Consider the following 23,459-nt stretch of genomic DNA (forward strand, 5'->3'; position numbering starts at 1 on the left):
CGCAATACATCCCAATCCTTACCGAGCCTGCCCTCTTCCCGCCGATTCCGAAGCATCCGGCTTGGCGAATCACCCAGAAAAAATTTCCGATCTGCCGAAGTTTCTCCTTGTCACCCCACCCTTCCCGCTGTTTTCTTGTGTCGTTGATTCATTCAACTTCAGCGTTCCACCAGTGACAAACCTGTCACGCGTATCGAAACGAAATTTCTAGACCCCAATCATCTAAACCCCTAAACATTGGTTGCCATGAAACATCTCATCCCTCTCACCGCCCTCGCCGCGCTCGCCGCGTCGGGATTCTCCTCCGCCCAGACCCCAGCCTACTCGAAGCCGAGCGGATATGTGACGCAAAGCATCGTTCAAGGGTTTAACCCGATCGGCTTTACCCTTCAATTGGCTCCAACCACCAGCGGATCATTCACGGGTGTTGCTGCATCCACTGTATCCGACTCGACGAAAGATTTTTCCGCGCTTCTTGTCCCTGGGGCGATTTATACGTTGGAAGTAACGAATGGAAATGCAGTTTCTCAGGTTGTTGAGGTCGGCTCGGGTAGCGGAGCGAATCTGAACACCGCAGGTGATCTTCTCGCTGCGGGTGCGGTGATTGGAAATTCGTATGTGCTGAGGAAAGCGGCCACCCTCGAAGAGATTTTCGGAACCACCGGCTCTGTGCTCGCGAAAAACAATGCGGTGAACAACGCAGATGTGGTTTGGGTGCCCGATGGTGCAGGCAATTACACTCGTTACTTCCAGAACGCGGCGGGTGCTTGGCGCAATGCCACCACCCCTGGTTTGGCTCCTAACACTCCGGTCGTTTACCTGGATGCCGTCTTCATACAGCGCAAGTCGGCTACGCCAGTGAATCTCGTCCTCACTGGTCAGGTGAAGACGACACCCACCAAATCTGCGATCATTGAAGGTTTTAACTTCATTTCGACAGTTTACCCTGCTGGGTCCACCCTCCAAAACATCGGCCTTGACACTTCCCTTACCAAGAACAACTCCGTCAACAATGCAGACGTGGTCTGGATTCCAAATGGCTTGGGTGGTTATACTCGCTACTTCATGAACGCCGCAGGCACTTGGAGAAATGCCACCACTCCTGGCTTGGCCCCTGACAATCTTCCTATCACAACGGCTATCTTCATCCAGCGCAAAACAGCTAGCACGTCCATTACCCTCACACCTCCAAGCACCTATTCTAATCTCTAATAGATTATTAAGTAACAATCGCCACCTGTTAAAAATTATGAAAACACTGTTCAAGTCCATCCTGGTATGCGTGTCAATCGCCCAAACTAGCCAAGCTGCCATCATAAATGCCTCCTCACATCCAAACCTCTCAGGTCTTGCTGGCGACATTTTTGTCATAAACGCAGTGGGTGACCGTCTCGCCACAGGCTTCGCGGGACTTGGCGGCTTCGGTATTACAGATGCAGCAGTTGATAATTTCGTGACAACTAGCGATTTCACTTCGCTGGTTGCCAATTTCACGTCATTCATCGGATCAGATAACTTTGTCACTGGCACCACAAATGCGTTTGCCACCGTTGCGGGTGCATTCACGATATCTGTGGATCCCTTCGACCCTTCCGCTAATATCGGCCAGACCCTTTATTCGTTCATTGGTAACGGGACATCTCTTTCAGATAGCACTGAGTTTGCGCTTTTCAGGCACACTCAAAAGCTTGCTGCTGATCCCGCTGCCCCTGCTCTTCCGACTGAATACCAATTGGACTTGGTCAACGGATCCTTACTGATTGGATCACCTACCACGATTGTGACATCTGATGCCAACCTCGGTATCACTGACGCAACTGTCGATGCCATCCAACTTACTGCAGTGCCAGAGCCATCTGCGCTACTTCTCTCTGCACTGGGAGCACTCGCACTCCTTCGCCGCAAGCGCTAGCATTCGCGGAAGTGGTGATTTCCCAAAGGACGGGCATCAGCCCGTCCTTTTTTTGTGCGGCGCACACTGCGCCAAGGAACCCAGTTTCATATCCTATCCCACAAAGCTCTGGCGGATCCGGCCTGGACGGGACTGATTTTGGATCTGGCAGCAGCCTCCGGCGGATACGGGTGTGAAGCCTCAAACCAAGCCCTCTTTTCAGGAGCCAGCCTTCCGCCCGGTTTCACGGGGGGGCTGGCGGAAACCTGCCGAGCCGATTCCAATCACGGACGAGGCCGTATTGTCCCTGCCACGATGGTTTGAACCTTACCAACAGGCACAATCCCGCAAACCATTCCTCGACAGGCTGGAAGGGCGCTCCTAGGCTGCGCGGACATCAATCGAACCATGAGCACCATTTCACCCAACAGCGCCGCCCGCCTGGGCATGATCGCCCTTGCCAGCATCACCTTGGCCATGGCGCAGGACACCCCACCGCCCGCAGCGGAAGCCGCGCCGGCCCCTGTCAGCCCGGAGCAGGCGAAGTCCGATTCCTCCTATGCCTTGGGCTACCGCACGGGTGGTGGCTTTGCGGAGGAATTCGGCCGCTACGGGGTGAAACTGGATGACCTGGAGATGGAAAATTTCATCAAGGGCTTCCAAGCGGCGGCGAAGGGCGAGAAGCCGGAGGTCGATGAAGCCCGCCTCCAGGCGGCGATGGCCGCGCTCGGCGAGATGCTTGAGCAGCGAGAGAAGGATGCCGCCCAGGCGAACCTGGATGCAGGAAAGAAATTCCTTGAGGAGAACGGCAAGCGCGAGGGAGTCACCACCACCAAGAGCGGGCTCCAGTATGAGGTTCTCGCGAAGGGCGGCGACTCGAAATACGTCGCGCCCAAGGAAGGCTCCCCGGAAAAGCAGTTCATGGTGAATTATAGGGGCACGCTCATCGACGGCACGGAATTCGACGCATCGCCGGAAGGCTCGCCGGTGCCGATGACGCTGCAGGTGATCGACGGTTTCCGGGAGGCGCTGACGACCATGCCGATCGGCGCGAAGTGGAAGCTTTTCATCCCAAGCGATCTGGCCTACGGGGCGGAGCGCCGCAGTGCGGACATTGCACCGAACACGACGCTGATCTTCGAGATTGAGCTCCTTGAGATCAAGGATGCCCCGCCAGCCCCTGCCGGTGGCGGTTTTCCCATCCCGCTCCCGCAAGGTGAGTGAGCGGAGCCTGCGGTGAGCCGCCATTCGCAAGGATCCCCCCAGTTTTCATCGATTCACCCGAGCGATGCTTTGCATGGTGGGGGCCTTGAGGTGAAAAACGAAGTTCCAGCTAGCGGAATCCAGGTCTGATCCTGAATTGGGGCGGCTTAGTCCTTGCGGCGTAGGTTCAGCCATTTGCCGACATCGCGGAAGACCTTGTCGCGGTCTTCGTCGTACATCAGGAGGTGGTGGGCGTCCGGATAGTTCCGGTAGGTGGCCGGGATATTGGCAGGGATGCGGGCGAAGAAACCGCGGACATCCGAGTCGCTGTTGAAAAAGTCCTGGCCGCCGTGGAGGACGAGGGTGGGCACCTCCAGCTTTTCGGCGCAGCCATTCATGCCGTCGATGAGCTTCGCGAGTGTGGCGAGCAGGCGGAGCGTGTGTTTCTCGATATTGTAGGAATTCGTCTTCGACTGCTCGGTGTGAACCGACTCGCTGGTCATCTGGACGGCCTGGCCTCCCGAGATTGCGTCGATGGGCACGCGGGCAAGGGGCAGGGTGGCGGCGGCAACCTGGACGAGGGCGGGCTTCCAAGGCTCGATCTCATCCTTGAAGCGGACGATGGGCGAGGAGAGAACCAAGCCGTCGCAGGGGGGCTTTCCGGGCGGTGCGGAGCTCAGGGCGTGGGTGGCGATGAGCGCTCCCATGCTTTCCCCATACCAGATGATTTTTGCGCGTGGGTGGCGCTCCTCGACGAGCTGGGTGAATGCCTCCAGATCCGCATACCATTCGGCGGGATTCCCGATATCGCCGCGGCGTTCGTGGATGGGGTCGCTGCCCTGGCCGCGGACTTCATAGGCATAGACGGCGGTCTTTGGCTGCCGTCTAACGAGATGCTCGCCGAGGTTCTTGTAATCCACCGATGCGCCGCAGAACCCGTGGATTCCGATGACCACGAGATCGGGATCCACGCCTTTCCGTTTCCATGTGCGGTATCCGAAGGTTTCGGATTCGGCGTCGCCGCCCTTCTGATTGATGACCAGATAGCTTTCCGGCGCACATCCCACAGAGGCAAGCCCGAGGAGGAGTGCGGATAACAGCCAGCGAAGTCCGAACACCACAACGGAACACTGCGTTAGCGGCACCCTGATTGCAACCCCGGATGCCGTGTGTGATTTACCGCTCTTCCATCATGGAGAAGGGTTTCTGAAACCCTTTTGCGAGCAACCGGGAAAGAGCTTGGGTAGTGAGAGGGGATGTAATGCCCCACGGGCACGCTGCCCATTTTTCCATGTTTACGGTGGATCGACCGATGAAGATCACACACAGGTATGCCGCCCGCCCTTTACAGAGATTTTACCTTATCTCCGGGTTTTTGGATTTCATTCGGCAGGGTCCCGTTTACAAAGGAATACAAATCGAAATCCCGATCCCATGAAGACAAGCAGCATCGTTCCCCTAATCCTCGCCGCGGCCATGTTACCCATGGCGGCAGCACCCCGCATCACGGTATCCACCCCTACCCTGGCTCCGGAATCTGAGATCGATGTAATCTTCGACCAGCCAATGGTGGGTCAGGATGAGCTGGGGAAGGCGGTGGAGAACAAGCTGATCCTCACCCATCCCGAGCTGCCCGGGAAGCTGTTCTGGAAAGCGCCGAGCATCGCGGAATTCCAGCCGGATGGCATCCCGCAGATCGGGACGGAGTACAGCTTTTCCGCTGCCAAAGGCCTGAAACACCTGGACGGGACGGCGGTGGAGGCGGGCGAGTTCGCAAAGGTTTCGAGCGAGCCGCTGCGCATCCTCGCAGCGAACATCCCCAACCGCTGGTCGCAGGATTACTCGCCCTCCGCGCCCAGCTGGCTCATCGTTTTCAACGACGATGTGGATCCCTCAGCCGTCGCAGGCTTCCTCGGTTTCTCCTCCGGGGACAACCTGAGGATTGCCCCGAACGTGACCCATGCGACTGCGGCCCAGGCGGGTTATTACAGGACGAATTACATCAGTTGGGCGAACCGCTCCGAGCCTGGCAAGCAGCTCGCGGATGCCGATCCCTCATCCCCTGTTGGGAATATCCTCCATGTGACGCCGAACTCTCCGCTGCCGGTTGCGAAAAACTGGGAGCTGAAGGTGCTCAAAGGCCTGCCGAATGCGGGCAAATCCGCGAAGCTCGGTGCCGACGCATCCTACAGGATCGGCGATGTCGAGCCGTTCCGCCTCGACAAGGTCTATCCGCAACTCTCCTCCGATATGCCGCGCAGGCTGTTTCTTTCCTTCAATGGGAAGCTGCCTGCGGATTTCGATGCGGATGCCATTTCCGTGACCCCGCAACCGGATGGGATGACGCTGAAGGCCGAGGGGAAATCGCTCTACATCATGGGAGACCTGTCCAGGCACGACAAATATGTGGTTGGCATTGCGAAACATTTCCACTCCGCAGAGGGCAGGGAAATAAGCAACCCGGGAAACTTCGAGGCGACATTCCAGAGGCTCGAATCCCAGGTGCTGCTGCCATCCTTGGATGAGGCGCAGCTCGCCCATGGCTTGCGCAGATATGCCATCGATACGGTGAACATCTCCACGCTGACGATCCGTATCAAGAAGCTCTCCGGCCTCGGTGCCATAAGGGCTTTCCAAGGATATCGCAGCTACACAGGAGAGGGGCCGAACCATAGCCAGGTTTCCCCGGTCTCGGTGCTGCCGTACGCGCTGGTTGCCGGCGAAACCATCGCCGAAAAGGAAATCCAGCTCGGCACGGCGGTGGATACAGGCAAAACCGTCGAGATCTCATGGGATGAACTTTTGCCGAAAGGGCTCGGCACCGCTCCGCTTTTCGTGGATGTGATCGGCACCCCACACCCGGATGCGGAGGCGGAAGGCCGACGCAACGCCCAGGCCATCGTCCAGCTCACCGATATCGGGATCGCATGGAAATTCACGGAAAGCTCCTCGCTCGTGTTCGCGTTTTCCTGCCAGACGGGAAAACCATTGCCCGGGGTGAAGATCGGCGTGCACGGCGAGGATGCGAAGCTTCTTGCCGAGGCTGTCACGGACGGGAGCGGCCTGGCCACCATCGTGCGCAATGCGGATGTCCGCCACCTCCAGGCGCGCCTAGGCAATGACTCCTACACCGTCGCCTTCGACGAGACGCTCGACAGGGTGGGAATGTGGCATTTCCCCGTGAAATACTCATGGATGAAGCAGCGCCCCGAGACGCGCCGCGCATTCCTTTTCACCGAGCGCTCGCTCTACCGCCCGGGCGAGATCGTCCGCATCAAGGGCATCGTCCGGGATCAGCTTGGCAATGCCATCGCCCTTTCCAAACAAGCGCCCGCCCGCATCGTCATCACCGATCCTGAGGAAAAGGAAATCTTCACCCAGGCGGTGGAGCTTTCCGCGCTCGGCTCCTTCGATGTCACCTACGCCCTGCCGGATTCGAAAACCGGAGACCACATGATCAAGCTGGAGTTCCCCGGCGAGCTTGAGATCGCCGCGAAGACGGAGGACTGGGAGGAGCAATACGCCATGGAGCAAAGCGCTTCGTTCAGCCTGCCGCTCAAGGTCGAGGAATTCCGCCGCAACACCTTCGAGATCGTCCAGAAAATCGATGTGCCCGCGCCGGGTGCGACGGAAATTTCCGCGAAGCTCACCGCCACCTACTACCAGGGCCAGCCGGTTGCCGCCGGAAAAGCATCGGCCTTTACCGAAATCACCGAGATCAACCCCTACCCGGAGCGCTACCGCGATTTCCTCTTCGGAAACCACCGCAGGGACGACTGGAGATACTGGTACAACTATTTCGGATACCGTGACAACGACGGCGACGATGGCATCTCCAGCACGACCTTCGATTCCGAGCAGGTGCTTTCCAGGGAGGGTTTCGCGGAGATTCCGGTGAAAATCCCAACCGGCGATTTCCCAACGGCCAGGCAAGTAAGCATCGCCACGGAAGTGACTGATGCGAACAGCCAGACGCTCACCGCGCGCTCCACCTCGACCGTCCACCCGGCGGCGCTTTATGCCGGGATTTCTCGCATCGACCGACTCATCCGCGTAGGCGACGAAACGCCATTCCGCATCGTCGTCACCGATACCGAGGGCGAGCCGGCCAAGGGTGACATCGAACTGATGGCGACCGTCACCCGCGAGGTGCATACAACCACCAAGGTCACCAACGCAAACGGCGACACCGTCACCAAGAGCGAGCCGCACGAAGAGGACGTATCCTCCGCACGGATCACCGTTACAGCGGCGGATTCCGCGAAGGAAGGCTTTTCCCTGGCGATCTCCCCGAAAAACGACGGCCTTCATTTCCTCACCGTGAAAGGCAAGGATGAGCAAGGCCGCGAGTTTGCGACCGTCACCCGTTTCCACGTCTATGGCGCGAAGGAATACCCATGGCAATACGAGGAAGGGCTGCGCATCAAGCTCGTCTCCGAGAAGAAATCCTACCAGCCTGGGGAGACCGCACGCATTCTCGTGCTATCACCCATCGAGGGCACAGCACTCGTGACGGTGGAGCGGGAAAATGTCCTGAGCTCTTACCTCACCGAGCTGAAGGCTGAGAACCCTGTCATCGAGATCCCCCTGACGGACGACCACGCCCCGAACGCATACGTTTCCATCCTCATCGTGAAAGGTTCCGCGGAATCCGCCCGCGAGATCAAGGAACCGCAGCTCCGCCTCGGCTACTGCGAGCTGAAAGTCGAGAACCTGCGCGACAGCCTGACAGTCTCAATCGATACCCCTTCCGAAAGCTACCGCCCCGGCACTTCCGTCAGCCTCGGAGGCATGGTGATGGCCTCCGACGGCAAGCCCGCCGCAGGCGCGGAGGTGACCCTTTACGCCGTGGATGAAGGCACTCTCGCCGTAATGGGTTACGACACCCCGGACCCGATGGCACACTTTTATGACAGGCGCTACCTGTCTGTGGATGCCGGCACCTCGTTCCACGATTTCATTCCGGAGAACGAGGAATACCGCTCCTTCCACAACAAGGGATTTTTCGTCGGCGGCGGCGGCGACCTTGGCAAGCTTGAAGACTTGATGCGGAAAAACTTCGACCCCTGCGCGACCTGGGCTCCAGCACTCCTAACGGATGGGGCTGGGCGTTTCACCCACACCTTCGCCCTGCCGGACACGCTCACGCGCTACCGCGTCATCGCCATCGCCCACCACGGCGGTGCGCGCTTCGGCCACGGAGAATCCGCAATTCTCGTCAAGAAGCCTCTGATGCTGGAGCCGAAGCTCCCCCGCTTCGCCCACCAGGGGGATCGCATCACCGGCCGCGTCATGGTGCAGAACGCCTCCGGCCGCACCGCCACATGGGAGGTGATCTGCTCGACCGGATCCGGCACCCTAACACCCGTCGCCATGCTGGAAGGCACGGCCCCGCAGAGCGTCACGCTCGCCGATGGTGATTCCTCCGTGCTCGAATTCCCGATACGCATCGTGGACACCGGCACGGCCGAAATTTCCTTCCGCGCGAGGCCTCTCTCGCTCGGGGAAGGGGAACTGACACCGCAGCTGAACGAGTCCCTATCCGACGCCGTCCAGGAAAGCTTTGAGTCCCATTTCCCCATGCCCCTGCTCCGCCAGGTCACCGCCGTCCGGCTGGCCGCGAACGGGAAAACCGATCTCCGCAACCTTCTCAGCAAGGATCTGCAAACCGCCACCGGCAGCGTGGAACTTGAGTTCGCCACCTCGCCGCTTGTGGAGATTTCCTCCTCCGTGGATTATCTCCTGCACTACCCCTATGGCTGCGCGGAGCAAACCAGCTCTTCCATGATGCCATGGCTCGCGGTCAAAAACCTCCGCCCCTTCGTTCCCGCCTTCGCCAAGAAAAGCGATGCGGAGGTAGAGAAAGCCATGGCAATCGGCGTCGGCCGTCTCCTCAGCATGCAGCAACCCGACGGCTCCTTTGGCTACTGGCCGGGCGCAACCGAGACCAACGAATGGGTCACTCCCTACGCCGGCCTCGTGCTCACGCTCGCCTCGCAGAACGGAGGCAATGTCCCTGCCTCCGCCCTGGAAAGGCTTTCCCAATATCTCATCGGTTCCTTGCGCGGTGCGGGCGATGCGAAGACATCCTACGAGCTGGAAAACCACGCCCGATCACTCTACACCCTCGCCCTGTTGGGAAAAGGCCAGCCGCCCTACCACGCGCTCATGGCGGAGAAACTTCCCTCGATGAGCGACACTTCACGCGCATTTCTCGCCGCCGCGATGGCCGCTTCCTCGGAAGGCAGGCCCAAGGTTCTTGCCGCCGCCAGCGGCATCATCGATTCCACGGAAAAATACCAGCCGCTTGAGAACGGCGGCTACTGGAGTCCGGGGAATTCGGCCACAGCGGCCGAGCTCATCGCCCGCCTTGCCATCGATCCGGATTCCAAGGAAGTCCATGTCACCCTCGACAGGCTGCTCAACGACCGCAACCCCTATGGCCACTGGCGCAGCACATGGGTCAACGGATGGAGCCTCCTCGCGATGTCGCAATACGCCTCGCACCAGGAAACCTCCACAAAGCCGGTTCGATTCTCCCTCAATGTAAACGGCACAAGCGATACGATACAACTCACCAGGGAAAATCCCACCGCTGCCAGCAGCTTCCGTTTCACCGCCGCCACCGCCATGGAAATCGAGACCACCGCCCCCGCCTACGTCCGTATGAAAGTTGCCGGCAAGCCCGCCATCGCTCCGATGGCGCCGGTTGCGAAAAACGGGCTGTCCATCGACCGCTTCTACGAAAAAGTCCTGCCCAGCGGCCAGACAGAGGTTCTCAAGCACCCCTCCAAGGGCGACCTGATCCGCGTCACCCTCCGCGTCACCCTGCCGCAGGATGACACCCGCTACCTCGTCGTGGACGATCCGCTGCCCTGCGTCTTCGAGACCGTGAACAGCGACTTCGCCTCCCAATCCTCCGCCCAGACCATCCGCACCAGCGAGAAAGATTGGAACATCTCCCACTCCGAACTGCGCTCCGACCGCGCCGTCTTCTTTATGGATCATGTCTGGCGGAAAGGAACATACAACATCACCTACCTCGCACGCTGCACCGTCGATGGCGGTGTCATGGCTCCCCCCGCCAAGGTCGAGTCCATGTATGAGCCCGAAAACTTCGCCCTCTCCGCCTCCCAGGAATTTTCCACGGAATGATCCGCAAGGGGGCTATGGTTGCATTTTCCTTGAGAGGCGGCTCATGCTCGCGGAGTATCCCAAGCATCATGAGAACCTTTTATGGAATCGGGATGGCCTGCGCACTTGCGGCAGGGACGACGTTCGCGGAAGTGAAGATGGAAGCGGGTCTTGGAACGCTGAAATTCACCGGCGGCGAGGGACCCGGGAAAGGCAAGCATGTGGTCCTGCTGGCTGGCGACGAGGAATACCGCTCCGAGGAGGCCATGCCGGTCATGGCACGCATCCTCGCCGAAAAACACGGATTCGACGCCACCGTCCTGTTTTCCGCCAATGAGGATGGCACGATCAATCCTGACGCCGGTGGAAGCCTCATGGGCGCGGAATCGCTGGACTCTGCGGACGCCCTCGTGATGTCCCTCCGTTTCCGCCACTACGACGATGCCACGATGGAAAAGTTCAAGGCTGCAGTGGATCGCGGGGTTCCGATGGTCGCACTTCGCACCAGCACCCATGTCTTCAATTTCCCCAAGGACAGCAAATGGGCGGTGTGGTCGTGGAACCATGCCAGCGGCGGATTCGGGAAAACCGTTCTCGGCGAGACATGGATCAGCCACTGGGGCGTCCACAAGAAGGAAGCGACCCGTGGGGCGACCGAACCCGGCCAGGAGAGCAACCCGCTGCTCAACGGTGTGTCAGGAATTTTCGGGGACACCGACGTCTATGAGGCCGCACCCCCTGAAGATGCGACGATCTTGCTTCGCGGACTCGTGCTCAAGGGCATGAAGCCGGAGGACGAACCTGCCGACTACGAGAAAAAACCGAGGGGCGGCACAACCCAGAAAGTGAACGATCCCGCGATGCCCATCGCATGGACCCGAGAGGTAAAAAACGATGCAGGGAAAACCAACAAGGTGCTCACCTGCACCATGGGTTCCGCCACCGACCTCGCCAACGAAGGCCTCCGCAGGCTGGTGGTCAACGGCGTTTTCTGGGGCCTCGGGATTGAAGTGCCGGAAAAGGCCGAAGTCCCGCTACCGGAAGGTTTCGTCCCCACGATGTACGGATTCAAGACCTACAAGAAAGGCCTCAAGGCCGCCGATTTCGCCAACTGATCGGCCTCGAAAATGCTGTGCGGCGGTGGGTTTCTTCCCTCCGCCGCTTTTTTGTATCCCGGATCGGCTGGAATTCTTCTAGAAAACCACATCAACCACACACCACCCATGCAGCAGGAATTGGAACTCGATACCCACCAGAAAGCCCTCAAGATCAATCTCGATCCCCGTTGGTACGGAACCTTCGCCGAGATCGGCGCAGGCCAGGAGGTGGTGAGGTGGTTCTTCCGTGTCGGCGGCGCGGCGGGGACAGTTGCGAAAAGCATGTCCGCCTATGACATGACGGTGAGCGACGCAATCTATGGCGGCGGCGACCGCTACGTTTCCCAATCGCGCTGCCAGGCGATGCTCGACCGCGAATACGGCCTGAACCTGGAGCGCCTGAAAACCCAGCGCGGCGACACCACCGCTTTCTTCGCCTTTGCCGATACCGTCGTGGCACGCTCTTTCAAGGGCGGCAACGAATGCCATGGCTGGATGGGCTTGAAATTCCAATCCCGCCCCCACGACGAACCGAGCCAGATCATGATCCACGTGCGCATGCTCGATGCGGAGGCATCCCTCCAGCAGGAGGCGCTGGGCATCGTCGGCGTCAACCTGCTCTTCGGAGGGTTTTTCCTCCACCACGAACCGGAACAACTCGTGGAAAGGCTCCTCGACAAGCTGACGACAGGCCGCGTCGAGATCGACATGATCAAGTTCGAGGGCATCGAGTTCCGCTCCGTGGACAACCGGCTCATGGCGCTAAAACTCGTCCAGCTGGGCCTCAGCGGTGCCGCCATGTTCAGCGCGAGCGGCGAGGTGCTCCAACCTTCCGAAGCCCTCTACAAAAAGGCGGTGCTTGTCGAGCGCGGCAGCTTCCGCCCGCCCACCAACGTCAACTTCGACATGCTCGAGTGCGCGATGATGAAATTCAAGCTCGACCCCTCGGTCACCGAAAAGGAGGTGCTTCCGATCTTCGAGCTGACGATGCGAAACCTTCTCGCCGGCGGCAACGATGTGGACAGGAGGGACTTCCTCGCACGCGCGGATCTTCTCGCCGCCTGTGGGATGACAGTGCTGATTTCCGACTACTTCGAGTATTACAGGCTCGCCGCCTATCTCTCCTGGAGGACCAAGGAGCGCATAGGAATCGTGATGGGGGTTCCATCGCTCATCGAACTCTTTGAGGAAAAATACTATACCGCCCTTCCCGGCGGCATCCTCGAAAGCTTCGGGCGTCTCTTCAAACACAACCTCAAGCTCTTCGTCTATCCGCTCCTCGATGCGGCAAGCGGAACGCCCATCACCAAGGACACCATGAAGGTCGCGCCGGAACTGGAAAAGCTTTACGGATACCTCGCCGACCGCGGCAGCTTTGTGGATCTCGATAACTATAACCCGGATTTCCTCAGCATATTCTCCCGTGACCTGCTGGTGAAAATCGCGGAGGGCGACCCCACATGGGAAACCTGCGTTCCCAGTGAGGTTGCGGAACTCATCAAGGCGCGGCGCTTCTTCGGCTACCTGCCCCGCTGACCCCACAGCCAACGCGAGCTGATCCCAGCGTAAGCATCGATCCTCCTGTCCCTGAAGAAGGGCCAGATCCGCCGGAAGTCCTCGACCAAGCCGTATTCGATGTCGTGGAAAACGATCTCCTCGTTTTCCACAGAAGCTTTCGCCACAAGCTCCCCATACGGATTGGCCACGAACGACTGCCCCCAGAACTCGGTGCCTTCATGCGTGCCGGATCTGTTGATTGCGGCAAGGTAGCAGCCGTTCGCAACCGCATGTCCACGCTGCACGGTTTCCCACGCGCAATGCTGGGCTTTTCCCAACGCGTCCTTCTCCTCGGGAAGCCAACCGATCGCCGTCGGGTAAACGATCAGTTCCGCACCCCCGAGCGCCATCAGGCGCGCCGCTTCCGGATACCACTGGTCCCAACAGATCAGCACACCGATTTTCCCGAACGCCGTATCCCATACAGGCCACCCGCTGTCTCCGGGCGTGAAATAGAATTTCTCCTCGAAGCCCGGATCCTGCGGAATGTGCGCCTTGCGGTAAATGCCAAGGAGACTGCCGTCGGCATCATGGATTGCGGCGGTGTTATGGTATAGCCCGGGTCCCCTGTGCTCAAAATGGGAGGAGATGATCACAACACCCAGCTCCCCCGCCAGCGTGCCCAGCCTCTCCGTCGCAGCCCCAGGTATCTTCTCCGCAAGATCGAACCTTGCCGTATCCTGAACCGTGCAGAAATAGGGCGTAAGGAAAAGCTCCTGCGTGGCGATGATCCGCGCACCGCCCGACGCGGCGTTGCGGATGAGCGTTTCGTGGTGATCGAACGCTTCCCCTTTGGTGGGGAAGGTGCCGGACTGTAGTAGTGCGATTCGTGGCATGTCTTGGTTTCGGATTGGGGCGAGTGTGCAGGCCGGAGGCGCCGAATTCAAGCAGGCATCATTCCTTGCGGCGCGCGCCATAAGATCAATTGGGATGTGCCGGCGCATGAAATACTAGACATGTAGTAATTGGCTGCGCGATGGCATCCGAATCGATGTCATGCATGCGATATCCGAACATCAAGGCGTCAAAGCGAGGCATGGAAGTCGGTTCCCTGGCCATCCAGGCCGTAAAAAGCGGAACAAAGCGGCCAGCCATGCACGATTTCACCCGGGATCGGCCTATAGCCATGTCCTCCACCCCTTGCAAATCAAGGGATTACTGCGATGACAAAAAAAATCAGAAAAAAACGCCAAAAACAGATTGACCAGTCCTGGCTGGGCAGATTAGGGTCTGCCCGTCGCCACGAAAGCGGGCGGCGCGAGAGACAGACGGTCGATCGCGGTAAGTAATTACCCGATCGGCTTTTTAGTCCCCTCGAAACAAGCTCTTTGACAGTGTGACTCAGCGCAAATCGTGCCAACTGCAAAACGAAAGTTGATCAGGGAAGCAGCCTTAAGCCGGCCAGATTTACGTTGAGATGAAGAAAAAGATTAAATTGTGCGCTGCGCGAAATGTCGCGCAGTACGTAAGGATGCCTGCCTTCGGGTAAGGATCCTTATAAGGTCAATTTGGAATACGATATCCTAGGGATCTCCGGATCTCGAAAGATACGCCAACCGAATTTTTTACGGAGAGTTTGATTCTGGCTCAGAACGAACGCTGGCGGCGTGTTTAAGACATGCAAGTCGCACGGAATCATTTTGGTAGTAATACTTGAATGGTTCAGTGGCGCACGGGTGAGTAACACGTGAATTACATGCCCTTCAGTGGGGAATAGCCCAGGGAAACTTGGATTAATACCCCATGGTCTCGCAAGAGTAAAGGTGGCCGCAAGGCTGTCGCTGGAGGATTGGTTCGCGCCCTATCAGCTTGTTGGTGAGGTAACGGCTCACCAAGGCTACGACGGGTACCTGGTCTGAGAGGACGATCAGGCACACTGGAACTGAGACACGGTCCAGACACCTACGGGTGGCAGCAGTCGAGAATAATTCACAATGGGGGAAACCCTGATGGTGCAACGCCGCGTGGAGGATGACGGTCTTCGGATTGTAAACTCCTGTCATCCGGGAGAAAGACCTGGCCGTTAATAGCGGACAGGGTTGATAGTACCGGAAGAGGAAGGGACGGCTAACTTCGTGCCAGCAGCCGCGGTAATACGAAGGTCCCGAGCGTTGTTCGGAATCACTGGGCGTAAAGGGAGCGTAGGCGGCGCGGTAAGTCGGATGTGAAATCCCGGGGCTCAACCCCGGAACTGCATCTGATACTGCCGTGCTAGAGTAATGGAGGGGTAGCTGGAATTCTCGGTGTAGCAGTGAAATGCGTAGATATCGAGAGGAACACTCGTGGCGAAAGCGAGCTACTGGACATTTACTGACGCTGAGGCTCGAAGGCTAGGGGAGCGAAAGGGATTAGATACCCCTGTAGTCCTAGCAGTAAACGGTGCACGCTTGGTGTGAGGGGATTCGACCCCCCTTGTGCCGGAGCTAACGCGTTAAGCGTGCCGCCTGGGAAGTACGGTCGCAAGACTAAAACTCAAAGAAATTGACGGGGGACCCGCACAAGCGGTGGAGTATGTGGCTTAATTCGATGCAACGCGAAGAACCTTACCTAGGCTTGACATGCATCTCTAAGCGCGTGAAAGCGCGTGACCCTTCGGGGAATTTGCACAGGTGCTGCATGGCCGTCGTCAGCTCGTGTCGTGAGATGTTGGGTTAAGTCCCGCAACGAGCGCAACCCTTGTGATTAGTTGCCAGCACGTAATGGTGGGAACTCTAGTCAGACTGCCCAGATCAACTGGGAGGAAGGTGGGGACGACGTCAGGTCAGTATGGCCCTTACGCCTAGGGCTGCACACGTACTACAATGCCCAGCACAATTAGAACCGATACCGCGAGGTGGAGGAAATCTGTAAAACTGGGCTCAGTTCGGATTGGAGGCTGCAACTCGCCTCCATGAAGTTGGAATCGCTAGTAATGGGGCATCATCTACGGCCCCGTGAATACGTTCCCGGGTCTTGTACACACCGCCCGTCACATCATGGAAGCCGGTAGCACCCGAAGTGCCGTTCAATCGGTCCTAAGGTGAAGCTGGTAACTGGGATGAAGTCGTAACAAGGTAGCCGTAGGGGAACCTGCGGCTGGATCACCTCCTTTCTACGGAGTAAATTGCACACGGTTCTCGCCGTCACTGCAATAGGTCGAGCCCCAATTCATTGGGGTTGCAGCGCCCGCAAGGGACTGCACCTAAAAACAACTAAAAAATCTGCGCGATCAAGTATCGCAGCGCACAATTTAATCTTTTCTCTTCGTCATTTGCACCTCCCTGATAACGGGGGTATAGCTCAGTTGGTAGAGCGTCTGCTTTGCAAGCAGAATGTCTGCGGTTCGAATCCGCATGCCTCCACCAGTGGACATCTCGATAACATCTTGTCCATGGGTAACCCAACCGGGCCTGTAGCTCAGTTGGTTAGAGCACACGCTTGATAAGCGTGGGGTCGCTGGTTCGAGTCCAGCCAGGCCCACCATCCATCCGGTTGCTACCGGAGCTTCAGAGGTTCGCATTTGTCACACGTCACGGTCACCTAGTCCGCTCTTTGACATCCATATGGAGAGAAATAATTTTCTGATTGTATAATAATGTAGCTCATTTGAGCCATTCTTACGCGATACTTGAAAGTATATTCGAATACCAAATACATCAAATTTTTACGGCAAAGCCAGGGACGCTCGCGTTCCTGGCCGTTAAAATAGAAGAACAGATCGCTGCGGTGAAAACTGTAGCAGTATGGACTACATTAATAACAGCTGATTTCAATTTAGGAATCAAGCTTTAAAGGGCACACAGTGAATGCCTTGGTGCTAACAGGCGATGAAGGGCGCGATCAGCTGCGATAAGCTTCGGGGAGTGGTTAATACACTATGATCCGGAGATTCCCGAATGGGGTAACCTAATGGTGGTAATACATCATTGTCCGTTTCTGAAGCCAAGCCGCCGCAAGGTGAGCGAGGAAGTTAGGAAACGGTACGCGATACCCGGTGAAGTGAAACATCTCAGTAACCGGAGGAAAAGAAAGAGAATCGATTCCGTCAGTAGTGGCGAGCGAAAGCGGATCAGCCCAAACCGGAGACTTGTCTCCGGGGTTGTAGGACCCCGACGTGGGATCACGATCGATAGGAGAAGGAAATGGAAAGTTCCGACACAGAGGGTGAAATCCCCGTATCCGAAATCGAAAGTGACCCTAGGGAGTTCCTGAGTAATACGGCACACGTGAAACGCCGTATGAATCTGTGCGGACCACCGCATAAGGCTAAATACTAGTTAGCGACCGATAGTGAACCAGTACCGTGAGGGAAAGGTGAAAAGAACCGCTGTGAGCGGAGTGAAATAGAACCTGAAACCGTGTGCCTACAAGGTGTCAGAGCCCTTCGGGGTGATGGCGTGCCTTTTGCTTAATGAGTCTGCGAGTTAGTATGTGTGGCAAGCTTAAGTACTTATGGTACGCAGGCGAAGCGAAAGCGAGTCCGAATAGGGCGACATTAGTTGCACGTGCTAGACCCGAAGCGGAGGTGATCTACCCTTGGCCAGGTTGAAGCGCAGGTGATACTGCGTGAAGGACCGAACCGGTGAATGTTGAAAAATTCTCGGATGAGCTGAGGGTAGGAGTGAAAGGCTAATCAAACCCCGTGATAGCTGGTTCTCCTCGAAATGCATTGAGGTGCAGCGTTGCGTGTTGACCCGTGGGGGTAGAGCACTGAAAGGGCTAGGGGGCATACCCGCCTACCAACCCCTATCAAACTCCGAATACCACGGGGTAGAGCGCAGCAGTGAGACGGTGGGGGATAAGCTTCATCGTCAAAAGGGAAACAACCCTGATCAGCAGCTAAGGTGCCTAAACTATGCTAAGTGGAAAGGAGGTGGAATTTCATAGACAGTGAGGATGTTGGCTTAGAAGCAGCCACCATTTAAAAAGTGCGTAATAGCTTACTCATCGAGAGATTCTGCGCCGAAAATGATTGGCGATAAGCATAGTACCGAAGCTCTGGGCTTTCATCCTCGGGGATGGGAGCGGTAGAGGAGCATTCTCAACGCACTGAAGCGCGATGGCGACTGACCGTGGAGTGTTGAGAAGAGAGGATGCAGACATGAGTAACGATAAGCCGGGTGAAATCCCCGGCCGCCGTAAACCCAAGGTTTCCCGGGCTACGATTTTCGTCCCGGGGTTAGTCGGGACCTAAGGCAAGGCCGATAGGCGTAGCCGATGGACAGCAGGTTAATATTCCTGCACTTCCAACCCTTTAACCGGAGGGACGCATGTGTGGAGACAACCAAGTGATTGAATTCCTAGGGGATGCTTCGGCTGAACCGCATTGTCAAAACATGTGCCGAGAAAAGCTCCGGTGTATGCTAAGGAACCCGTACCGCAAACCGACACAGGTGGGTGGGTAGAATATACCAAGGCGTAAGAGTGAACCCTGGTTAAGGAACTCGGCAAATTGGCCCCGTAACTTCGGGAGAAGGGGTGCCTATGTTTACATAGGCCGCAGTGAAATGGCCCAACCGACTGTTTAGCAAAAACACAGCATTCTGCCAAGACGCAAGTCCAAGTATAGGATGTGACACGTGACCAATGCGGAAAGATTAAGGCAAGATGTTAGCCGCAAGGCGAAGCTTTGAACCCAAGTCCCCGTGAATGTCGGCCGTAACTATAACGGTCCTAAGGTAGCGAAATTCCTTGTCGGGTAAGTTCCGACCTGCACGAATCGTGAAACGAGTTGGGCGCTGTCTCAACCAGGTGCTCAGTGAAATTGTAATGGCGGTGAAGATGCCGCCTACCCGCAGAAGGACGGAAAGACCCTATAGACCTTAACTGTAAGCTGTCATTGGTTTTTCGATTTTCATGCTCAGCATAAGTGGGAGACTTTGAAGGGATTCTTTAGGGAATCCTGGAGTCGCCAGTGAGATACCACCCTTGGGTGTTGGAAGATCTAACTTTGTGCCCTGAATCGGGCCAGAGAACAGTGTCAGCCGGTCAGTTTTACTGGGGCGGTATCCTCCCAAAGAGTAACGGAGGAGCGCGAAGGTGGGTTCAGCACGGTTTGTAACCGTGTGTCGAGTGCATAGGCATAAACCCGCCTAACTGTGAGACCTACAAGTCGAGCAGACACGAAAGTGGGCCTAAGTGATCCGGCGGTTGAATGTGGAATTGCCGTCGCTCAACGGATAAAAAGGTACGCTTAGGGATAACAGGCTGATTTCATCCAAGAGTTCATATCGACGATGAAGTTTGGCACCTCGATGTCGGCTCGTCGCATCCTGGGGCTGGAGAAGGTCCCCAAGCGGGTCCGGCTGTTCGCCGGTTAAAGCGGCACGCGAGCTGGGTTCAGAACGTCGCGAGACAGTTCGGTCCTCTATCCTCTGTGGGCGTAGGAAAATTGAGGGGTTCGGTTCCTAGTACGAGAGGACCGGAATCGACGCACCTCTGGTGTACCAGTTGTCCTGTCAAGGGCATGGCTGGGTAGCTACGTGCGGAATAGATAAGCGCTGAAAGCATCTAAGCGCCAAGCTACTCCCAAGATGAATTTTCCCTTAAGGATCGTCGAAGACTACGACGTTGATAGGCTGGAAGTGTAAGTGCAGTAATGTATTCAGCTCACCAGTACTAATAATCCGTTTGGCTTGATTCCTATTTTTTGAATTCGGATATCAAGTATTGTGTAAGGCTCACATGAGGCCTCGTGAATCAATCATTTAATGAAATATCTCCATATGGATGCCAGGGAGCGGGCAGTTTTTGAAAAACTCCGCGACAAGCTAATTCACCGGCAATGTTCCCCAGAGTCCCAGCCCCGAAGTATCAGGCACTAGTGTCTGCACGGGGTTGCCCTCTGGTGACCAGAGCGCGGTGGAACCACCCGGTCCCATTCCGAACCCGGAAGTGAAACGCTGCAGCGCCGATGGTAGTGGGACGATAGGTCCTGTGAGAGTAGGTCGTCGCCAGGTATATGCCCGGCTCCAAGTAATTGGAGCCGGGCTCTTTTTTTGTAATGTCGGGGCAATCTGTTAGGTGCTTTGTGAAAAATTATTGCCGTTGTTCGTAGTGTGTCCGGCAGACCGAACGGATGGTTTCCGGGCGGTCGAGCAGTGCGCGCAGGGACTCGAAGAGCTTCTTGTTTAGTTTCTCCCCGCGCTTTGTGATATATCCGGCCATGTGGTGGCTTTTGAGATGCTGCCAGAGCCGTTCGATGGGATAGAGATCGGGGCTGTAGGGAGGAAGGAAGACCGGTTCGATGTGGTGCCAGTCCAGCCTTTTGGTCTTGTGCCAGCTCGCGTTGTCGAGAACCAGCAGGACGCGCCTCCCTTTCGTTGCCGGAACCTCGGCGGCCATGGTGTCGAGGAATGCCTGGAAGACTTCCGCGTCGCAGTGCGGGACGATGAGGCTCACCAGCTGGCCGCTTGCGGGATTGACCGCGCCGACAACATTCTGGTGGACGTGCCCGCCGTAGTAGCCCTGGGTCGGGCGGGAACCGCGTTTCACCCATTTCTGGCGCGGCCGGGGATCGCCCTCGAAGCCTGCCTCGTCTCCGAAAAAGACATCGCAGCCGCGACCTTCGAGCATGGCCAGGAGTTCCCCGCAGAAGCTTTCGCGGCGGTCTTCCCATTGTTCGCGGTCTGGGGGCTCGGGCATGCGGCGCGGGATGCGTCTGGCGTAGCCGTGCTCGTGGAGGTAGCGCACGAGGGTGCGGTAGGATAGGTCGAGCTGTTTCTCCTCGCGCAGCCAGCCGCAGAGTTTGGTGACAGTCCAGCGGGTGTGGTTTGCGAGGGAGGGGTCGTCTACAACGGGCAGGATGGTGGAGGCGACGGTTTCGCCCGCCAGCTTGCGCGGCCTGCCGGGCTGCGGGTGGTGGATGAGGCCGTCGACGCCCATGGAATTGAAGCGTTCCACCCAGAGCCGGACAGTGCGTTCGCTGCGGCGGCTGTTGCGCACGACATGCCCGAAGGAGACACCGATGAGCAAAAGGTGGATGGCTTGGAGCCGCCTGACCGACTTGCCGTCGGGGGAACAGTCCATGGCCGCCTCGATCTCCTTGATGGGGCAGTTCTCAGGGTCTGGCAGATGACGCGGACGGCAGATCCGCTATGATGGAATGGCTCAAACGGTCGTAGCAGTCTTTTCCTGGAGTTTCTCGGCAATTATTTTTGTCAATCAGTCTATCACATCGAAAGGCAGACCCGCCAAACCGCCGCACCACCGGCCTTCCGCGCACTCATCCGCCGCGCCCGCAGCCTTTCCATCGTTGATGTACTCCACCTCTTCGTCCACGCTGAACGCCAGCGGCACCTCCCTGGCAGCGACATCGCCCAAGCCATCAAACACACCCCCAACCAGTGGCACAAAAAATACTCTTCTGCTTCGGGGACGGAGCGCTCGAACTCAACACCAACCTCGTCGAGAACATGTTCATCCGCAACAAGCTGGGCATGAAAGACTGGATGTTCTTCGGCAGCCTCGAAGCGGGGCGAACAACGCACCCATCTACACCCTGCTCGACAACTGCCGACCCAGGGACTCGATCGCGAAGACTACCTTGTTGAAGTCCTCACGATGCCACCCCCGAGCAAGCCGCCACACTAACCTCCGCCCGAATCGCCACCGAGCGTAAAGCCAAGACAGAAGCGGAAGTCGAAGCCGAGAAAGTCGCCTGACCGCCCGCACCTCCCACCGCTCCACCAGAGCAACGGCAGGGGGAGGAATTTAGGACGATTGCAGAGGGTATGCAATGAATCGTCTTACATCGGCTTATGGGGACTAAGATGATTGCGATGGAATTCGGGCTGAGGTGCCTTCGACCCAGCGAAGCATCCAGCATGCTGCGGTATCCGCCGAGGCAAGGCCTGGCCTTGCCCGGATGGCGAGACCTAGGCGATTTTGAAACGTGACACAACCTGCGCCGAGCAGCTGGCCTTTCACGACGGGCGGACAAAATAACCACGAGTCGGAGGATGGGTTGGACACTTTCGCGTCCCAGGCACCGAGGTTGGAGAATGCCCCTATGTTTCCTTCAGGCTTTGCGCGGTCTCTTGTGAGGTATTTCACCATGGCTGTATGAGTCAAGAGCGCGCCGAGGCCGAGGAGAAGGTGGTTTGCCCGGTGTTCGCCGTCTTCCAGGCGGCGGCGGATCTGGCGCTGGATGTCTTGCTCGGTGTCGTCCGTTGAGATGCAGGGCTCCACGCAGCTGACGTGGTTCTCCGTATCAACCGGGTATCTGATATCGCCTCGCAGGTTGACCGGAATCATCCATGGGATTCGGAGGAGAGGGCGCAGGGTGCTTCTGCGTATCGCCTGATCCAGGTGTTTGAGTAGGAAGCTATTCAATGAGACTCCGCGCTGACGGCAATTCGATATTATATCTGCGGTTTCCACTTCGCTGAAAATGTGCCATGCGGGTAGCATGGCGCCATGTATGCCGGTATGTGGATGTTGTTCCCAATCGTGCCGGTTCGCACAGACTTCTTTTGCGTGGCTGTTGCGCCAGAGTTTCCAAAGGGGAGCTATGATATCCCGGCATGGGTTATTTGTTTCCGGTAGTAGGGGAATTTCGGCGCCGCCATCCCTCAACAATCTAGCAAATCCGCCAATCCCGTCGCAATCGCTGTGGGGGATCCTGATCCATTCGGGTGTTTTCGAACCTGCGGTAATGCGTCCGTAGAGGATGCTCATGTCATCCCCTGAGGCCTCCGATGCACGGAACCATCGGGAGGCGGTGTTTGGTTTGCATGTTTTTCTCAAGGCGCCCGGCATCATCGGCTTCCCGATTCCGATTGGCAAGCGAGGCGGGATGCGTTCCGGTAGGTGCAATGATTTGGCGGAAGATAAGATCCCTGTTTCCAAGGGTGGAGCATGTGCCGCCTGTCTTCAGGCCGGAGTGGAAGGAGCAGTTGCTTGAGAAGGTGCCGCTTTACGGACGGCTGCCGGATGATCTCAGGCCCTTGCTGCATGAAAGGATAGCGCGTTTCATTTCATCCACCCGCTTTGAGGGCTGCAACGGGCTTGAACTGACCGAGACCATGATCCTTACGGTTGCCGCGCAGGCGGCCATGCTTGTCCTTTTCCGCGATGGAGAACCGTATCCTGCACTAAGGACGGTCTATCTGTACCCGACAACCTTCAGCTCCGTGCTGAAACGCCAGGACGCATCCGGGGTCGTGACGGAAGCCGAGGTGCACCGGCTGGGGGAATCCTGGGAGACCGGAACGGTGATCCTTGCCTGGGATTCGGTGGCGCAGGGCGCCCGGAACATTCATGATGCCCGGAATGTCACGTTCCATGAGTTCGCGCACCAGCTTGACCATGAGGATGGCGGAACGGATGGTGCGCCGGGCTTGCCGAGCCGCGAGGCGTACCGCTCGTGGGCGCGGGTTTTCCAAGAGAATTACTCGGATTTCCTCAAGCAGGTCGATGCCGGGAAAAGAACGCTCATCGATCAATATGGTGCGACCGATCCGGCGGAGTTTTTTGCTGTGGCGACAGAGACTTTTTTCGAGAAGCCACGGCAGCTTTCCAGGATAAGGCCGGATCTATACGATGAACTCAGGAACTTCTACGGGGTGGATCCGAAGGAGTGGCTCGTATGAGCCAGG

Annotated in this window: 12 protein-coding genes, 2 tRNA genes and 3 rRNA genes; 14 read left to right on the forward strand and 3 right to left on the reverse strand. The window is 57.5% G+C overall.

Going from position 1 to position 23,459, the window contains the following annotated elements:
* The first annotated feature begins 246 nt into the window (after nucleotides 1–246).
* The 3 genes from HZ994_14530 to HZ994_14540 all read left to right on the forward strand — a co-directional run bounded on the left by HZ994_14530 (nucleotide 247) and on the right by HZ994_14540 (nucleotide 3,115).
* Complete coding sequence (locus HZ994_14530; protein QTN33481.1) at nucleotides 247–1,212, forward strand: hypothetical protein; 966 nt, start codon at nucleotides 247–249, stop codon at nucleotides 1,210–1,212.
* A gap of 37 nt (nucleotides 1,213–1,249) precedes the next feature.
* Nucleotides 1,250–1,912 carry a PEP-CTERM sorting domain-containing protein gene (locus HZ994_14535; GenBank protein ID QTN33482.1) on the forward strand — a complete coding sequence of 221 codons (663 nt, stop codon included), beginning with the start codon at nucleotides 1,250–1,252 and terminating at the stop codon, nucleotides 1,910–1,912.
* Nucleotides 1,913–2,299: 387 nt separating this feature from the next.
* Entirely contained in the window at nucleotides 2,300–3,115 is an 816-nt protein-coding gene (locus HZ994_14540; protein ID QTN33483.1) for an FKBP-type peptidyl-prolyl cis-trans isomerase, read from the forward strand.
* A 146-nt stretch (nucleotides 3,116–3,261) separates the two neighbouring features.
* On the opposite strand, the gene HZ994_14545 is transcribed toward HZ994_14540, so the two are convergent.
* Nucleotides 3,262–4,212, reverse strand: a complete 951-nt coding sequence (locus HZ994_14545) for an alpha/beta fold hydrolase (protein QTN33484.1) — start codon at nucleotides 4,210–4,212, stop codon at nucleotides 3,262–3,264.
* Between the two features lie 316 nt (nucleotides 4,213–4,528).
* Between HZ994_14545 and HZ994_14550 the strand changes: the two genes are divergently transcribed.
* The 3 genes from HZ994_14550 (at nucleotide 4,529) to HZ994_14560 (ending at nucleotide 12,861) form a co-directional block, all read left to right on the forward strand.
* On the forward strand, nucleotides 4,529–10,249 hold the full coding sequence (locus HZ994_14550; protein QTN33485.1) for a hypothetical protein: 5,721 nt from the start codon (nucleotides 4,529–4,531) through the stop codon (nucleotides 10,247–10,249).
* A gap of 68 nt (nucleotides 10,250–10,317) precedes the next feature.
* The gene (locus HZ994_14555) at nucleotides 10,318–11,343 is read left to right on the forward strand and encodes a hypothetical protein (protein QTN33486.1); all 1,026 of its coding nucleotides are present in this window, start codon (nucleotides 10,318–10,320) and stop codon (nucleotides 11,341–11,343) included.
* Between the two features lie 108 nt (nucleotides 11,344–11,451).
* A complete protein-coding gene (locus HZ994_14560; GenBank protein ID QTN33487.1) occupies nucleotides 11,452–12,861 on the forward strand; it encodes a TonB-dependent receptor in 1,410 nt (469 codons plus the stop codon).
* Here HZ994_14560 and HZ994_14565 read toward each other — a convergent pair.
* Entirely contained in the window at nucleotides 12,846–13,718 is an 873-nt protein-coding gene (locus HZ994_14565; GenBank protein ID QTN33488.1) for a carbon-nitrogen hydrolase, read from the reverse strand. The genes HZ994_14560 and HZ994_14565 overlap by 16 nt on opposite strands.
* Before the next feature lie 728 nt (nucleotides 13,719–14,446).
* Between HZ994_14565 and HZ994_14570 the strand changes: the two genes are divergently transcribed.
* The 5 genes from HZ994_14570 to rrf all read left to right on the forward strand — a co-directional run bounded on the left by HZ994_14570 (nucleotide 14,447) and on the right by rrf (nucleotide 19,820).
* Nucleotides 14,447–15,987: ribosomal RNA gene (locus HZ994_14570) — 16S ribosomal RNA — on the forward strand.
* Between the two features lie 163 nt (nucleotides 15,988–16,150).
* A tRNA-Ala gene (locus HZ994_14575) sits at nucleotides 16,151–16,226 on the forward strand.
* A gap of 41 nt (nucleotides 16,227–16,267) precedes the next feature.
* A tRNA-Ile gene (locus HZ994_14580) sits at nucleotides 16,268–16,344 on the forward strand.
* Between the two features lie 296 nt (nucleotides 16,345–16,640).
* Nucleotides 16,641–19,512, forward strand: a 23S ribosomal RNA gene (locus HZ994_14585).
* 192 nt (nucleotides 19,513–19,704) lie between these two features.
* Nucleotides 19,705–19,820 (forward strand): 5S ribosomal RNA (rrf, locus tag HZ994_14590).
* Together the 16S, 23S and 5S rRNA genes with 2 tRNA genes alongside form the textbook arrangement of a ribosomal RNA operon.
* Before the next feature lie 79 nt (nucleotides 19,821–19,899).
* Here the strand turns inward: rrf and HZ994_14595 are convergent.
* A complete protein-coding gene (locus HZ994_14595) occupies nucleotides 19,900–20,889 on the reverse strand; it encodes an IS630 family transposase (GenBank protein QTN33489.1) in 990 nt (329 codons plus the stop codon).
* Nucleotides 20,890–20,994: 105 nt separating this feature from the next.
* On the opposite strand from HZ994_14595, the gene HZ994_14600 reads away from it, so the two are divergent.
* The 3 genes from HZ994_14600 to HZ994_14610 all read left to right on the forward strand — a co-directional run bounded on the left by HZ994_14600 (nucleotide 20,995) and on the right by HZ994_14610 (nucleotide 23,453).
* On the forward strand, nucleotides 20,995–21,303 hold the full coding sequence (locus HZ994_14600) for a transposase (protein ID QTN34409.1): 309 nt from the start codon (nucleotides 20,995–20,997) through the stop codon (nucleotides 21,301–21,303).
* Entirely contained in the window at nucleotides 21,207–21,413 is a 207-nt protein-coding gene (locus HZ994_14605; GenBank protein ID QTN33490.1) for a hypothetical protein, read from the forward strand. Before HZ994_14600 ends, HZ994_14605 begins: the two co-directional genes overlap by 97 nt.
* A gap of 1,263 nt (nucleotides 21,414–22,676) precedes the next feature.
* Nucleotides 22,677–23,453, forward strand: coding sequence for a zinc-dependent peptidase (locus HZ994_14610; protein QTN33491.1), 777 nt, complete (start codon nucleotides 22,677–22,679; stop codon nucleotides 23,451–23,453).
* Nucleotides 23,454–23,459 lie beyond the last annotated feature (6 nt).

The sequence above is a fragment of the Akkermansiaceae bacterium genome, assembly GCA_017798145.1.
Lineage (GTDB): Bacteria > Verrucomicrobiota > Verrucomicrobiia > Verrucomicrobiales > Akkermansiaceae > Luteolibacter.

Coding starts and splice junctions, on each gene's coding strand:
- HZ994_14530 (QTN33481.1), top strand. CDS start 247: ATGAAACATCTCATCCCTCTCACCGCCCTCGCCGCGCTCGCCGCGTCG.
- HZ994_14535 (QTN33482.1), top strand. CDS start 1,250: ATGAAAACACTGTTCAAGTCCATCCTGGTATGCGTGTCAATCGCCCAA.
- HZ994_14540 (QTN33483.1), top strand. CDS start 2,300: ATGAGCACCATTTCACCCAACAGCGCCGCCCGCCTGGGCATGATCGCC.
- HZ994_14550 (QTN33485.1), top strand. CDS start 4,529: ATGAAGACAAGCAGCATCGTTCCCCTAATCCTCGCCGCGGCCATGTTA.
- HZ994_14555 (QTN33486.1), top strand. CDS start 10,318: ATGAGAACCTTTTATGGAATCGGGATGGCCTGCGCACTTGCGGCAGGG.
- HZ994_14560 (QTN33487.1), top strand. CDS start 11,452: ATGCAGCAGGAATTGGAACTCGATACCCACCAGAAAGCCCTCAAGATC.
- HZ994_14565 (QTN33488.1), bottom strand. CDS start 13,718: ATGCCACGAATCGCACTACTACAGTCCGGCACCTTCCCCACCAAAGGG.
- HZ994_14595 (QTN33489.1), bottom strand. CDS start 20,889: ATGGACTGTTCCCCCGACGGCAAGTCGGTCAGGCGGCTCCAAGCCATC.
- HZ994_14610 (QTN33491.1), top strand. CDS start 22,677: ATGATTTGGCGGAAGATAAGATCCCTGTTTCCAAGGGTGGAGCATGTG.